The 13,477-nt window shown below is 59.6% G+C and carries 11 protein-coding genes and 4 pseudogenes; 4 read left to right on the top strand and 11 right to left on the bottom strand.

What is annotated here, in order from left to right; all coding sequences use genetic code 11:
• Position 1 precedes the first annotated feature (1 nt).
• From J3P73_RS29160 to J3P73_RS29140, 5 genes are all read right to left on the bottom strand, one after another.
• The gene (locus J3P73_RS29160) at positions 2-1,495 is read right to left on the bottom strand and encodes an HAL/PAL/TAL family ammonia-lyase (protein ID WP_130774334.1); all 1,494 of its coding nucleotides are present in this window, start codon (positions 1,493-1,495) and stop codon (positions 2-4) included.
• Positions 1,492-2,268 carry an ABC transporter ATP-binding protein gene (locus J3P73_RS29155; protein WP_018482978.1) on the bottom strand — a complete coding sequence of 259 codons (777 nt, stop codon included), beginning with the start codon at positions 2,266-2,268 and terminating at the stop codon, positions 1,492-1,494. The genes J3P73_RS29160 and J3P73_RS29155 overlap by 4 nt, the downstream gene beginning before the upstream one ends.
• A gap of 27 nt (positions 2,269-2,295) precedes the next feature.
• Positions 2,296-3,000, bottom strand: a complete 705-nt coding sequence (locus J3P73_RS29150) for an ABC transporter permease (protein ID WP_018069856.1) — start codon at positions 2,998-3,000, stop codon at positions 2,296-2,298.
• A gap of 10 nt (positions 3,001-3,010) precedes the next feature.
• Entirely contained in the window at positions 3,011-3,736 is a 726-nt protein-coding gene (locus tag J3P73_RS29145) for an ABC transporter permease (RefSeq protein ID WP_130774335.1), read from the bottom strand.
• Between the two features lie 103 nt (positions 3,737-3,839).
• Positions 3,840-4,679 carry a transporter substrate-binding domain-containing protein gene (locus J3P73_RS29140; protein WP_018069854.1) on the bottom strand — a complete coding sequence of 280 codons (840 nt, stop codon included), beginning with the start codon at positions 4,677-4,679 and terminating at the stop codon, positions 3,840-3,842.
• 193 nt (positions 4,680-4,872) lie between these two features.
• Here J3P73_RS29140 and hutC point away from each other — a divergent pair, with 193 nt between their 5' ends.
• The gene (gene hutC / locus J3P73_RS29135) at positions 4,873-5,628 is read left to right on the top strand and encodes a histidine utilization transcriptional repressor HutC (protein ID WP_018069853.1); all 756 of its coding nucleotides are present in this window, start codon (positions 4,873-4,875) and stop codon (positions 5,626-5,628) included.
• 165 nt (positions 5,629-5,793) lie between these two features.
• On the opposite strand, the pseudogene J3P73_RS38445 reads toward hutC, so the two are convergent.
• Positions 5,794-5,918 (bottom strand): annotated as a pseudogene (locus tag J3P73_RS38445) (ATP dependent DNA ligase); the annotation flags it as partial.
• Between the two features lie 471 nt (positions 5,919-6,389).
• On the opposite strand from J3P73_RS38445, the gene J3P73_RS29130 reads away from it, so the two are divergent.
• Both J3P73_RS29130 and J3P73_RS29125 read left to right on the top strand, forming a co-directional pair.
• A complete protein-coding gene (locus J3P73_RS29130; RefSeq protein WP_018069852.1) occupies positions 6,390-6,704 on the top strand; it encodes a hypothetical protein in 315 nt (104 codons plus the stop codon).
• 254 nt (positions 6,705-6,958) lie between these two features.
• Complete coding sequence (locus tag J3P73_RS29125) at positions 6,959-7,285, top strand: hypothetical protein (RefSeq protein WP_018069850.1); 327 nt, start codon at positions 6,959-6,961, stop codon at positions 7,283-7,285.
• Positions 7,286-8,136: 851 nt separating this feature from the next.
• Here the strand turns inward: J3P73_RS29125 and J3P73_RS37780 are convergent.
• The 4 genes and pseudogenes from J3P73_RS37780 to J3P73_RS29110 all read right to left on the bottom strand — a co-directional run.
• Positions 8,137-8,235 (bottom strand): annotated as a pseudogene (locus J3P73_RS37780) (Crp/Fnr family transcriptional regulator); the annotation flags it as partial.
• Positions 8,236-8,579: 344 nt separating this feature from the next.
• Entirely contained in the window at positions 8,580-9,248 is a 669-nt protein-coding gene (locus J3P73_RS29120; RefSeq protein ID WP_130687886.1) for an NAD(P)-dependent oxidoreductase, read from the bottom strand.
• Between the two features lie 943 nt (positions 9,249-10,191).
• Positions 10,192-10,439 (bottom strand): annotated as a pseudogene (locus J3P73_RS29115) (UTRA domain-containing protein); the annotation flags it as partial.
• Between the two features lie 370 nt (positions 10,440-10,809).
• Positions 10,810-11,916 (bottom strand): alkene reductase, encoded by a 1,107-nt coding sequence (locus J3P73_RS29110; RefSeq protein ID WP_130687890.1) that lies wholly within the window; start codon positions 11,914-11,916, stop codon positions 10,810-10,812.
• Positions 11,917-12,070: 154 nt separating this feature from the next.
• Between J3P73_RS29110 and J3P73_RS29105 the strand changes: the two are divergent.
• Positions 12,071-12,429: pseudogene (locus J3P73_RS29105) on the top strand (winged helix-turn-helix transcriptional regulator).
• Between the two features lie 50 nt (positions 12,430-12,479).
• Here the strand turns inward: J3P73_RS29105 and J3P73_RS29100 are convergent.
• Positions 12,480-13,358 carry an MBL fold metallo-hydrolase gene (locus J3P73_RS29100; RefSeq protein ID WP_018482970.1) on the bottom strand — a complete coding sequence of 293 codons (879 nt, stop codon included), beginning with the start codon at positions 13,356-13,358 and terminating at the stop codon, positions 12,480-12,482.
• Positions 13,359-13,477: the final 119 nt, after the last annotated feature.

Here is a 13,477-nt window from a genome sequence, read left to right as displayed (position 1 = left end):
CTCAAGCAATCGGCGGCGGCGCAGTATCACGGATCAGGCTGCACACGGCTTCGATATCGCCGTTGAGCGGCCGCTCGTCGCCATAATGGGAAACATGTTCCCGCACTGCCCTATAGACCAGATCCGTGCCTGCCGCCCGCGGCGCCGTCGCCGCCAGGAAATCATGCGCCTGGGCAACAGCCATCAGCTCGATCGCCAGGATATATTCGGCGTTGTCGATGACGGCGAGCAGCTTGCCGGCGGCAGCCGTCGGGTGTGCGAGGAAATCTTCCTGCAGGCCCGAGGTCAGCCCGCCGTCCATGGCCGCGGGTGCGGCAAGGCGGCGGTTCTCGTTGCTGAGCGCGGCAGCGGTATACTGAGCAATCATGAAGCCGGAATGGCTGCCGGCATCGCTCGCCAAAAACGGCGGCAGACCGCTCACCAGCGGATTGACGAGCCGGTCCATGCGCCGTTCGCTGATCGCGCCGATCTGTGCGAGCGCAATCGCCAGGCTATCGGCCGCCTGCCCGAGCGCCGGGGCAACCGCATGCGCCTCGGAAGAGACGATCGGATGTTCCGGCGTGCCCGAGACAGCCGGATTGTCCGTCACCGAGGCAAGCTCCTGATCGGCGATGCGGGCGGAATTGTCGAAGACATCGCGGGCAGCACCATGCGCGTGCGGCACCGAACGAAGGCTGAGCGCATCCTGCGTGCGCCGGCCGAAGGCGGCGGCGACAAGACCGCTGCCCTGAAGCCTGGCGCGCAGGCTCGCTCCGACTTTCTCTATTCCCGCCGATGGGCGCAGCGCCAGCACCGCCGCATCGAAGGCGGCGATCTGGCAGCCTGCCGCTTCCAGCGTCAGTGCTGCGATCGCATCGGCCCAGTCGAGCAGCCGCTCGGCGCGCAAAAGCGCCACAGCGGTCAGGCCGGTGGCGCAGGCCGTGCCGTTGACAAGGCTCAAGCCCTCCTTGGCGCCGAGCACCAGTGGTTCGAGGCCGATCGCGGCAAGCGCCTCGCGACCGCTCATACGCCGGCCGGAAAGGAGAGCGCTGCCTTCGCCGATCAGAACAAGCCCAATATGGGCGTTGTGGACGAGGTAGCCGGCAGAGCCCTTGGAGGGCACGTCGGGAATGCAATCATGTTCCAGCATGGCCGCAAGATGCTGGACGATCTCGCGCCGCACGCCGGAATGACCATGGGCGAAATTGGCAATCTGTGCGGCGATGATGGCGCGCACCTCGCGGGCGGCCAGCAATGGCCCGACGCCGCAGGCATGGCTGAGCACGATGCTGCGTGACAACAGGCTCTGCGAGGCACGATCGACCACCGTATCGGCCAGTGCCCCGACGCCGGTGTTGACGCCATAGGCGCGCACGCCTGTCTCGACGATGCGCGCAACGATGCGGCTTGCCTGCTCGACGCGCGCTGAGGCGGCCGGCGACAGCACAAGCGCTTCCCCTGCCCCGACGCGCGCGACATCGCGCCAGGTCAGCACGGACTCGATGGTGATTGTCATTGACCGCTTCCGAAATGGCCGATGAACTGGCGAAAGGCGGGTGTCGCGCCGCCGGTAAACATTTCGTCGGGCTTGCCGCTGCTTTCGATCAGCCCTTCGCGCATGAAGACGACGCGGTTCGAGACGTTGCGGGCAAAGCTCATCTCATGGGTGACGACGAGCATGGTCATGCCCTCCTCGGCCAGCGCGCGCATGACGCGCAGCACTTCGCCGACAAGCTCCGGATCAAGCGCCGAGGTCGGTTCGTCGAAGAGCATCACCTTCGGCTTCATCGCCAGCGCACGGGCGATTGCGGCACGCTGCTGCTGGCCACCGGAGAGATGGGCGGGATAGGCATGGCGCTTATCGGCGATGCCGACCTTTTCGAGCAGCGCTTCGGCCTCGGCGATGCAGTCGGCGCGCGGGCGCTTGAGCACATGGATCGGCCCTTCGATGACGTTCTGCAGGATCGTCATATGGGACCAGAGATTGAAGGACTGGAACACCATGCCGAGTTCGGAGCGGATATGGTCCACCTGTTTCTGGCTGGCCGGCTTGCTCGTGCCGCCCTTGTGCACCATGCGGATCTGTTCGCCGTCGACAAAGATCTCGCCGTCGCTTGCGGTTTCGAGCAGGTTGATACAGCGCAGAAAGGTCGACTTGCCGGAGCCGGAGGCGCCGAGCAGCGAGATCACATCGCCGTCTTCCGCATCGAGGGAAATGCCGCGCAGCACTTCGTGTGTACCGAAGCTCTTGCGGATATTGCGGACCGATAGTCGGGTTACGCCTGGCATGGGTGCTCCAATCGGGTCAAAGATCGACTATGCCTTCAGCGCCTGCGGAATGGCGCGGCGATGTCGGGACAGCGAATATTCGAGCAGAGCCATGCCCTGCAGGATGATGAAGTTGAGGACGAGATAGATGATCGCCGCACAGAGAAAGACTTCCATCGTGCGGTAGGTCTGCGAGATCAGCCGCTGGGCGACGCCGGTGACCTCCCAAACGGTGACGAGGCTTGCGAGCGCCGTCGACTTCATCATCAGCACGATCTCGGTGGAATAGGCCGGCAGCGCGTGGCGAAAGGCAATCGGCGCCAGGATACGGCGCACCAGCAGGAAACCGGACATGCCGATCGAGCGCGCCGCTTCGATCTCCTTCGGCGAGACGGCGCGAATGCCGCCACGGAAGATCTCCGCCGTGTAGCCGGCGGTGCAGAGCGCCAGCGACAGCACGGCGCAGACCATGGGCTCACGCAGGAACGGCCAGAGGAAGGAATAGCGGATGACGCCGAACTGGCCGAGCCCGTAGAATACCAGGAACATCTGGATCAAAAGCGGCGAGCCGCGGAAGACGAAGATATAGCCTTTGGCGAAGCTCGAAAGCACCTTGTTGCCGCTGGTCCGCATCCAGACGATGACAAGCGCCAGCAGGCCGCCGGAGACGATCGACAGGGAAAACAGGATGAGCGTCGTCGGTACGGCCTTGAGCAGGGTGACCATGGTCGAGGCGATGAAGGTGAAATCCATTGTCGCCTCCTTACGCCTGGCCCATGGCGGATGCCGGCATGCTGCGATTGGCGCGGCGCTCCGCCCCGTTGAAGATGCGGTCCGAAAGGCTGGTCAGGAACAGATAGAGGCAGCCGCCGGCGATGAAGAACAGGAAATATTGCCGGGTCGAGCCCGCCGCCACCTGGCTGGTGCGCATCAGCTCGGCAAGACCGGTGACGGAGATCAGCGCCGAATCCTTGAGACTGAGCTGCCAGACATTGCCGAGCCCGGGAATGGCGAGGCGAAACACCTGCGGCATGATGATCCGGCGAAGGCGCATGCTGCGATGCATGCCGATCGCCGAGGCCGCCTCAAGCTCGCCCTTGGAGATGGCGAGAAAAGAGCCGCGGAACACCTCCGCCTGGTAGGCGCCGGAGATGATGCCAACGGCAAGCGCGCCTGCGACAAAGGAGGGCAAGCCGAGGAAACCTTCGTAACCCATGGCCTGGCCGATCGAGGTGACGGCCGACGAGCCGCCGAAATAGATGAGATAGATGATCAGCAGTTCGGGTACGCCGCGAAACACGGTCGTGTAGACATTGCCGAGCGTGACTAGGACAAGGTTGCCGGAGAGTTTCGCGGCTGCGACGATCGCGCCCAGCACCGCGCCGATCGCCAGCGCCGTCGCCGTGACAGCCAGCGTCATCAAGGCGGCGGCAATGAGCAGCGCGCCCCATCCCGTCGAGCCAAAGCCGAGAAGTTCCAAGCTTGCCATATCGTCCGTTCCCCGTCCGGCAGTGTTTTGCGGATTGACAATAGCATGCGGTCTCCGGCGATAAAGCCGAAGACCGGTGTTTGCGGCCGAAAGGCCGAAACGCTTATTGCGGGCTGACGTCGACCTTGAACCACTTCATCGAGAGGTTCTTGACGGTGCCGTCGGCAAGTGCGGACTTGATCGCCTCGCTGAACTTGTCACGCAGGTCCGTATCGGCCTTGCGGACACCCAGGCCTTCGCCCTCGCCCCAGATCGGACCGATGATCTCGGGGCCGGTGAAGTCGAGCGCGCCGTTGGCGGAGGCGAAGGCATTGGCGAAATAGACGGCGTCGTCGAAGCCGAGGTCGATGCGGCCGTTCTGCAGGTCGAGGTCGCGGTCGGCACCGGTCTTGTATTCGCGGATCTCGGCAATATCGCCGAAATTGTCATAGACGAACTTGGCATAGACGGTCGCCGCCTGGATGCCGATCGTCTTGCCCTTGAAGGCCGCCTTCAGCGCGTCGATTTCCTTCACGCCGGTCTGGCCGGGCGTCATCTTGATCGTGGCGCCGGTGCCGGCGGCCTTTGCCAGCGGGCTGTCCTTGGCGGTGGCGAAGGCTGCGGGGGTGGCGGCATAGGGAATGGTGAAGTCGATGACCTGCTTGCGCTCTTCGGTGATCGACAGCGCATCCATGATGACGTCGAACTTGCCGGCGTTGAGCGCCGGGATCATGCCGTCCCAATCGGAGGCGACCAGCGTGCATTCGATCTTGGCGCGCTCGCACAGCACCTTGGCGAGTTCCGGTTCGAAGCCGCCGAGCGTGCCGTCGGCATTGGTGAGGTTCCAGGGCGCATAGGCGCCTTCGAGTGTAATGGTCGCCTTCGTCCAGTCTTTGGAAAAGGCAGGCGCGGCGAAGGCGGAAAAAGCCGCCACGCCACAAAGCAGGATTGCGCTGAATTTCATGTGTGAATTCTCCTCTGGAGTTGAACAGACCTTGCGGCACCAGGGCCGATCTTCGCCGGCTTGCCCTTTCCTGTCCTATTTCTGTTTAGGACCGATTGGGAGGTTGTATATGGTACCATATGAGATATTTTGTGATATGCAAGAGGAAAGTCGAATTATGTAGCGAATTCCATTCGTGCAAAAGGAATAGGCAATGAAGCGTCCCGGCGAGATGAAGCGCGAACTGGCGCAGAATGATAGCACCCCGCTCTATGCCGGCGTCAAGCAGGTGATCCTCGACCGCATCCAGAGCGGCGAATGGCCGCCGAAATACCGGGTACCCTCGGAAAACGAGCTGGTCGTCGAGTTGGGCGTCAGCAAGATGACTGCCAACCGGGCGCTGCGCGAACTTGCCAACGAGGGCGAACTTGTCCGCATCCAGGGCGTCGGCTCCTTCGTTGCCGAGCGCAAGGGCTATTCGGCGCTGTTCGAGGTCCGCAACATCGCCGAAGAAATTGCCGAACGCGGCCATGTCCACGAGGCCTCCGTCGTCGTTCTCGCCCGGGAAACCGCCTCTCCCGAGGTTGCCGACGCGCTCGAACTGCCGATCGGTGCTGCGGTTTTCCACTCGCTGATCGTCCACAGCGAAAACGGTGTTCCGGTGCAGATCGAGGACCGCTTCGTCCATCCGGAGGCCGCGCCTGAATATCTCGACCAGGATTTTTCGACGCTGACGCCGAACGCTTATCTGACGGCTGCGGCCCCGCTCAGCGGCTCCGAGCACGTTGTCGAGGCGGCGATGCCGCAGGCCTGGGAATGCAAGCTGCTGACCATCATGAAGACCGAACCGTGCCTGACGATCCGCCGGCGCACATGGTCGGCAAAACAGGTGGTCTCGACCGCCCGTCTCGTCTATCCCGGCCACCGTTACCGGCTGGAAGCGCGCAGCGGCAAGATGTTCGACGAATGAAAACACCTGCGATGTTGTATATGGTACTGTGCAGGCTGCGCCATCGCCGTGAGTGAAGCTATGATAAGCAGCGGCCTTGCCCTTGTTCTTCATCAAGCGGGACTTCGTAGATCTGATCGGAATTATCAAACCTTGAGCCGATTGCGGACGGTAGGGGTTGGGAAATTAATCCAGCTGGTAGACTGTAGCGTTATCCTGCACTTCCCGCAGCCCCTTGCATGAGGCGTACCGCAACTTACGGTCGCCCGTCCACGCCTGTACTCGATCTCGACGACCAGCTTTGGTTGCAGCCAGATGACGCTCTTGGGATGGAGCATCCGCATGCCAAGCCTAGCGCAGATGACAGGGTCACTGCACATCCACAATTTCTATATCGGGAAGTTGAAAGCTAAGCAGGCGCAACTTTTCGGCAGCGACCCTTAATTGGCGATGCTGCTCGACAATGTTGCTGAGGTTCTAAGCGGCCATGCGGTCACCTTGACCGATGAAATAGCCGACCTGGAATGCGAAGAGTAGTCACACTGAAATATTTTCATTGGAAATCAATGGCGGTTGCCACACCCTGCCACACCTCAGGTGAATGCTAAGCTCACCAAGATGCCGGTTCCGAAGACAGCGTCGCGGATGCGCCTCATCTCGGAAATTCAAACACCTGCTGAACAACCGCGCACTTGGTAACCATTGTCACAAAAGTCCAGAAATAGTGCTTGCGCAGATTTCTCGCATGGGCTGTAGCTAATTACTTGGGGTGGGGGAAATTCATGAACATAATAAATAGCGCAGGCATGTCCTCTGCGGCTGCCATAGCGTCACCTGACGAAGAAGTTATTCAACTTCTATATATGACAGCGAAGGAAGAGGATTTCTGCTGTCTCATGACTGACGGGGAATGGGAAGATTACGACAAGACCATTGTAAATCGCGCCTGCGATCTTGGCCTCGTCACCATTCGTAGTCCCGGTGGCGGGTGGAGTTACGTGACCGGTTGGCGGCTTACAAAGCTCGGCAAAAAAACAATCGGCATCCCAGTAAAGCTCAGCATCATACCCCGCCTTCTGGCATTCTTTGCCCGCTGAACGCTCGTCGATCTAATCAACCGCCGCATTGTCATGCACCTCGCGCAGTCCCTTGTAGGACGCGTGACGGAGCTTGCGGTCACCGCGGCGCCAACATCGTGTTCGGCTATGTCTCGCGGTGACCCGGAGCCACCCCTGCGCTCGTGGAACGGGCGGACGCCAGCAGGTTTGAATGTCGAGATAAGCACTTTGGATAGATGTTCGCCGTGCTCTAACGCGGTTACAATCTTCGCTTAAGGAGAAGGGAGTGAACGATGAAAGCGATCACGGTTTCTGGCCTCATTATGCTAGCCTTCGCATCTGGTGCATATGCCGCAACCATGACGGCGGAGCAGTTGAAAAGCGAGTTGGTGGGCCACCCAATTCACTGGAAGTCCAAGACGCAATCGGGCGTCACAACTTATAAACCAGACGGAACGATTGAAGCGACTGTCGACGGGGACAAGGCCACCTACAAGGGGACATGGAGCATCAAAGATAATAAGATGTGCGAGAAGTTCGGTAAGGAAAAATGTGCAACGATCAATTCGCTTGGAGGTAAGAAATACTCCAAGGGGGCCGGAACGTTTACGGTGGAATAGTGCCTGTTTCGGTTTTCGTCACCAGGCGGCCTTACGTGCCGCCTGGCTTCTCGCGTAACGATCCCGAAGCGGCGCAACGACTGGTGTGATTGAGCATATTGCCCCTTCATCTGACGTTCAGGTTGGATCGCCGAGACTAGTCTAACAGCCTCGGCCACAGATCGGACGACCCAGATGTTTCCAGCGCTGACCTCCCTTTCCGACCATGATATTGAAGCTGTGGTTGATGCCCTGACGGAATGGTGTTCTCAGCATCATTGCGACATTCAGAGCTGTCGCGGACAATCTGCCCTCGCTGCGGCTGTCGATGCGGTCCAGAGCTCACCGAACCGTGACACCTTGCTGCATCAGCTTTCGGAGAAATTGACGGACAGTAATTGAATAGCGCGTTGACCGCCCGGCGCACAGGAGAGTTGGTTGCGTGGGTTAGGCAATATCGCCGAGCGGCCAATTGAACAATACTAAAGACTATTATCGACTTGAAGTCACTTTGTACATCAGAGTGAAATCGTACGATCATTGCCTAGTTTTGAAGCAAATATCTGTGGAAATAGCATTTCAAAAAGTACTATTTTATTGCAAATGTCTGATTTATCATCAAAGTGAATTTGCAACGCGGCTAAGTCACTAGCCGTAAAAAACACCCCCCTTCCTGATCCCGCTCCAGCGGGGTTTTTCTTCTCTAGACTTGCGCGAACGCTATTAAGCGAACATTGCACAAGTACAGATTAGTGCTTCGCATTGGTGCGGAAGCGCACAGGAACCTTTTGGACGAACCGTTGTTTGGCCATGAGGATCGTACAGGTGGCCCCAGGGGCCGTCCGCCATCCCTTCCTTCCTGTGCGATCCGTCGCACGTCGTACGCCAAGCATGAGCGAAAGGAACTCATGGGTAAGAGGCAAATTATTGTCACGCAGTCGGTCGTGGCACATCAACAGCCATCGCGCCAGCAGGCTGACAGGCGCCGGTCTTCTGCGCGGTTTTGACATTTCAAAAGAAAACCACCACTGCGTCGCTAGCCCACCCCATGCGGGCTTGTAGAAAATACCCCTTTTATTGACCCGCTTTGTTATGGGGGTTTTTTCTCGCCCTCTTCGGAACTTTTCTCGTCCCAATGGGTTTCGAGCGCGGATGTGATAAGCTTTTGCGTGTCGTCATCCCCTTTCCAGTAACTCTAAGCCCCGCAAACGCGGGGCTTCTTTTGTGCCGAAGTGTACCGCATGCGGCGGGCGAAGAAGCGTTGGACGGCCTTGAGGAAATCGTTAGCGGGAACACGGTTGCGTGGCTGTCGACATCACGAGGTAATCAACGGCGACCCGCCGAACCAAGCGTCACTAGTGACCTGATCGAGTATGAACGTCGCAACATCTGCCCGCGAGATCGAACCACCATGGAAGGAATTTAGGTCTGTGAGCGTCCGAATCGCGTTGCCCCCGGGCTTATTGTTGAGGATCGAAGGACGGACGATGGTCCAATCGAGATCGCTGCGGTTGATGACGTCCTCCTGGCGGTTCTTGTCGGCGTAGACTTTGCGCAGAAGCAGTGGGAAAATTAGCTTGTCGAAAAGGAAGCCGCCGTGTCCAGCGCTATTGCCCGCGCCCATCCCGGTGATAGCGATCAGGCGCGAGACCTGCTCCGCCTTCATTGCGTTCGCAAGCGCCCGAGTGGCGGTCGAAAGTAGGGTGACCTCACGAAACGGACTTGCGGGAGTGCCGAGCGCAGTGATCACGGCATCGCGGCCCTTGATCGCCTGACGCAAGGCTTTCTCATCACGGGCATCGCCTACGACAAGCTTTGCTCCTTTGAGATCGGTGGCTTTTTCCGGCGAGCGCACCAGTACGGTGACATCATAACCGCGGTTTACAGCCTGGCTGACGATGTGGCGGCCGGTCGGCCCAGTCGCACCGAGGACCAGAATCTTCGGTGCAGCGGCGCGATGTGTTTCAGTAACAGACGTGGTCATTGTTACGGTCCTCTTGACAGGCAGGGCGCCTGTTCAGGAGGCCGCCCTGTTGGGTTTGTTTGGGGATAGTCGGAGCCCGCCCTCGGAATGGCTCACGGCTCGCTTCAGCGTCGACAGCAGGGCCGCTTTGTAGCCCTCGTCGCTCTCGAGCTGCGTCTACTCCGCCTGCTCTTCCACTGCAGACAGCAGCGGCCCCGGGGTTGAGAGGTGGCGGCCTACATCGCCTGTGGCGCCGGCAATGAGAATAGTCATGGGATGTCTCCGGGTTTGTTAGCCTGACCTCGAATATGACTGGTTCATTGTTGATCCAATAGAGCAACAATTTGGACAGTCCGTCTCACACACGAAACAGTCATCAGCCGCTAGAGAGGACCGATCCGCGGCCGCCAGCAGCATCGGCTCGCAGGCAAGCTGTTCCTCCCGACCCCCATCGCCCAGGCGACGAGAGCGATGACGACGCCGACGATGAGGCGATCGACTCCCGATCTGCGCGTCTCTGCTGGCGGCTGGTATGGCCACAAGTGGTCCGACCATGGTTACGACGCCCAGCGGCACCGAGAAGATCCGCTAATGCAAAGGACAAAGCCGGCGCATCGCCGGCGGCTTGGTAGGCATAAACGATCCGCACGGTGGAAATGGCGCGCCGTCGAGGCGTCAAATTTGCCCGCAAACCCAAACTGGATCCCGAACAGCGCAAGGCGGCGGCCCAGAGACGCGCAAACGACGAACCTTCTGCCAAGATCGCTCAGGCGTTTGGCGGGCGGCGGCCGTTGCTTCCTCGCATGTGCAGACCACTGATTTTTAGGGGTCTTGCTGATCACATGGCGGACGGTGATGCTGTCGGCCGCCATCATGCCCAACAGTTCCTGACCGCCAGCCATGGGCGGAGTTTGACAGATCCAGCAGGTTCGTCACCGGGCACCAGCCGGTTGAATTGGGGTCGTTATTGCGACGCCGGCGTGAAACGCGCCACCAGCGCGTGGCGATGCCCGGATAAGTGAAGCGCACATGCGTTACCGGGCTGGCGCCGCTCCAGGTCCGGCGTTCGACCACGAGGCAAGCGGTATTGCGCGCTAAGTCGAGGATGGCGGCCACCTCGGCACTGGCCGAGACGGCATGGATGCGGTGTTCGGCCGTGCTCCACGGCACCTGGTTGAGCAGCCAGGGACCCGGCGCCATCGTCAGGAAATCGCAATAATTGCCTCCCGCAGAGTGGGTACGGTGCACTCCGTCGGATCGAATGCTAGATGGTACAGGCGTGGGGACTCCACGCTTTCGATGAAGGACTTGTGCCGGCCGTCGTCGCGACGATCTGGAAAGTCGTCACGTCGCCGAGAGACTACAGATGGCAGGTACGGCATTCGAAAGACCTCGCATCGGGCCTATCCCGTTATCTTGACCGAAGGCCAGAGTTGCAGCGTCCCGACGGAGCTGTCGAAACCGACCCGGGTGCCTCGCCCCACCCCAACACTTTAAGCCAGTCCCATCGGGCAGCGGCGGGCTCGAAAACTCACCGCTCCCCGATGAAGAAAAAGTAGTTTACGGCCTATCTCGCGCCGACTTACTCTGCCGCGGTCGGATAGTCGACATAGCCTGCGGCTCCGCCGCTGTAGTACGTGTCAGGATTGCTCGGGCTGAGTTTGAGACCATTGGAGAAGCGCTCGACCAAGTCCGGATTCGAGATAAACGGCGCTCCAAATGCAACAGCATCGGCGAAGCCATCGCGCACCAGAGCATTGCCAGTCTCAAAGGTATAACCGCCATTGGCAATCAGGCTGCCAGAATAAAGCGGCCTGAAATGCTTGGCGACGCCGGGGCCGAGAATTTCCACTTGTGTCCCAGTCAGATCGCTTATGGGGTTCATCAGATGCAGATAAGCAAGATGACGCTTCGACAATTGACCGACCAGATATTCGAAGGTCTCCAACGTCTCGGCGCCAGCGATGAAATTGCCGACGCCAGTCAAAGCGGGACTGAGCTTGATCCCAACGCGTCCTGGAGCCCAGGAGTCGACAATTGCGTCGAGTATCTCAAGGGGAAACCGGGCGCGATTTTCGGGCATGCCGCCATAGTCATCCGTTCTCTGGTTGAGGCCGTCATAAAGGAAGGTGGGGATCAGGTAGGTGCTGATGCCATGTAGCTCGACTCCATCGAAACCAGCAGCATGCGCCAGGCGGGAGGCTTTGGCATAGTCCTCCACAGTCCGGGCGATATCGCTCAGATCCATCGCCTGGGGCGTCACGGTGTCTTGAAACCCGGACGGTGTATACGCTTTCAATCCTGGATTCACGGACGACGGGGCTAGCGGCAAGGCGCCATCGAGTAGGTCCGGATGCGATGATGATCCGATGTGGCCGAGTTGGACGAAGATACGCCCTCCAGCCTGGTGGACGGCATCGGTGACCCTGCGCCAGCCATCGGCCTGCTCCTGAGTGTAAAGGCCCGGCACATTTATGAAGCCAACGCCTTCGCGGCTCGGCCATGTGCCTTCGGTGAGGATAAGGCCGGCCGATGCGCGCTGTGCGTAATATCGTGCCTGGAGCTCATTGGGAACGAAGCCGGGATTGTCCGTTCTGGCGCGGGTCATGGATGCCATGACGATGCGGTTGGGTAGATCGATGTCGCCCAGCCGGATTGGAGCTAGCAAGGGATGGTTTGGACTGCTCATGTCTATTCACCTACGTTGGCAGCGCTATCCGCGGGTTTGCGCCTGAATGGATAAGGACGATGCCCGTCGACACTGTCGCTCGGTTCAAGTAAGACCAAGCATACCTGCAAACCAGTACTGACTATTTCGTAAGTGTCCGAATTTGGAGATCACAATGACCGAGACGAATTACAGATGCGGTCTGGAAGCTGCTCTTGAGATCCTCGGGGGCAAATGGAAGCCGCTGATCCTCTTTCACCTGGCCAGCGGGGCCAAGCGCACCAGTCAACTTCGCAGGCTCGTGACCAATGTGAGCGAGAAGATGTTGATCCAGCATCTCAAGGAAATGGTTGATGACGGCGTTTTCGTCGTATCGACTTTCAGACAGTCCCGCCTCACGTCGAATACGAACTGACCGACTTCGGCCATAGCTTGGCCAATGTTCTGGCCCCGTTGTGCGAATGGGGAACGCGTCACTCTTCCGAGGTCGCCATCATCGTCCAAAATCGAAACCGAGCATCGCAGGCGGCATAGCGCGCCCATTTCGCCAGTGCGGATCCAGGGCTGCGCAGCAGTGCGACTCCTCAACCTCGCAGGAAACGGTAAGCTGTCCCATTTCGCTCGACATACCCTACCCCCGGATATGTCCAATGGTATCCGAGCACTCGAAGATTCTCGTTCGCAGCCTTGTCGAGCAACGCGCCCCTGTTCGTAAGGGCGATCTCCGGCTCCGTGTCGAACCCGAAATGCCACTTCGGATTTTCGAACGAAACGATATCGTTGGGGATGACGTCTCCGGCAATAAGTAGGTTTCCGTCGCCTGCCAGTTCCAGAGAGATGTGTCCTGGCGTATGTCCGCGTGTGCTGACCACGTTCATGCCCGACACGATCTCGTCTCCAGGCTTCACCATCGTCAGCCAGTCCTTGACGGCGAAGAGATCGCGCTGGGCGCCGCGCGCGAAGGCGTGCAAGGACTCCGGCATCTTCGCCTCGTAGTCTGGGTCCGTCCAGAACGACCACTCGGCTTCGTTGACGTAGTAGTGGGCGTTCGGAAACAGGAGCGATCCGTCCGCCTTTGTCGTCCCGCCGGAATGATCGGGATGGACGTGCGTGAAGACGACCTTTGTGATGGACGCGGGATCGACTCCGATGGACGCCAGGTTCTCGGCGAGGCGGCCGTCGCTCGGCTGAAAATTCGCCCCTGCCCCGGTATCGACGAGAATGAGATCGCTTCCGTGGCGGATGAGCGGGATGTTCGTCTGCAGCGGTGCGCTGTCGGCGTCGCCGCCGAGCCGACCGAGAACGCTTCGTATATCTTCCGGACCGCCGTCGGGCATCAGAATATCCGAGGTCAGGGTGATGTAGCCGTCGCTGAGAACGGTGATCTCGAAGCGATCATGCGTCAACTTATGAAACCCGCCTGCTAGCACGCCGGGCGGAAGTATCGGCTTTTCGGAAGACATCTCGATCTCCTTCGATCAATGGGTTGGAATGTGCCGCCTGAAAGGAAGAAAGGCGAGTGTTTTCCCGTGAGATGTTGTGAGAGCAATCGTCCGGAAGGTGCACTTCAATATCCGCACGA

Source organism: Rhizobium ruizarguesonis (assembly GCF_017357285.1).
Lineage (GTDB): Bacteria > Pseudomonadota > Alphaproteobacteria > Rhizobiales > Rhizobiaceae > Rhizobium > Rhizobium ruizarguesonis.
The sequence above is the reverse complement of the archived record's forward strand: the minus strand, read 5'-3'. Positions and strand labels throughout refer to the sequence as shown.

What these genes read in the sequence shown, in the direction of transcription:
- J3P73_RS29125 (WP_018069850.1), top strand. Translation starts at nt 6,959, where the DNA reads ATGAAAGCGATCACGGTTTCTGGCCTCATTATGCTAGCCTTCGCATCT.
- J3P73_RS29120 (WP_130687886.1), bottom strand. Translation starts at nt 9,248, where the DNA reads ATGACCACGTCTGTTACTGAAACACATCGCGCCGCTGCACCGAAGATT.
- J3P73_RS29150 (WP_018069856.1), bottom strand. Translation starts at nt 3,000, where the DNA reads ATGGATTTCACCTTCATCGCCTCGACCATGGTCACCCTGCTCAAGGCC.
- J3P73_RS29110 (WP_130687890.1), bottom strand. Translation starts at nt 11,916, where the DNA reads ATGAGCAGTCCAAACCATCCCTTGCTAGCTCCAATCCGGCTGGGCGAC.
- J3P73_RS29130 (WP_018069852.1), top strand. Translation starts at nt 6,390, where the DNA reads ATGAACATAATAAATAGCGCAGGCATGTCCTCTGCGGCTGCCATAGCG.
- J3P73_RS29100 (WP_018482970.1), bottom strand. Translation starts at nt 13,358, where the DNA reads ATGTCTTCCGAAAAGCCGATACTTCCGCCCGGCGTGCTAGCAGGCGGG.
- J3P73_RS29155 (WP_018482978.1), bottom strand. Translation starts at nt 2,268, where the DNA reads ATGCCAGGCGTAACCCGACTATCGGTCCGCAATATCCGCAAGAGCTTC.
- J3P73_RS29140 (WP_018069854.1), bottom strand. Translation starts at nt 4,679, where the DNA reads ATGAAATTCAGCGCAATCCTGCTTTGTGGCGTGGCGGCTTTTTCCGCC.
- hutC (WP_018069853.1), top strand. Translation starts at nt 4,873, where the DNA reads ATGAAGCGTCCCGGCGAGATGAAGCGCGAACTGGCGCAGAATGATAGC.
- J3P73_RS29145 (WP_130774335.1), bottom strand. Translation starts at nt 3,736, where the DNA reads ATGGCAAGCTTGGAACTTCTCGGCTTTGGCTCGACGGGATGGGGCGCG.
- J3P73_RS29160 (WP_130774334.1), bottom strand. Translation starts at nt 1,495, where the DNA reads ATGACAATCACCATCGAGTCCGTGCTGACCTGGCGCGATGTCGCGCGC.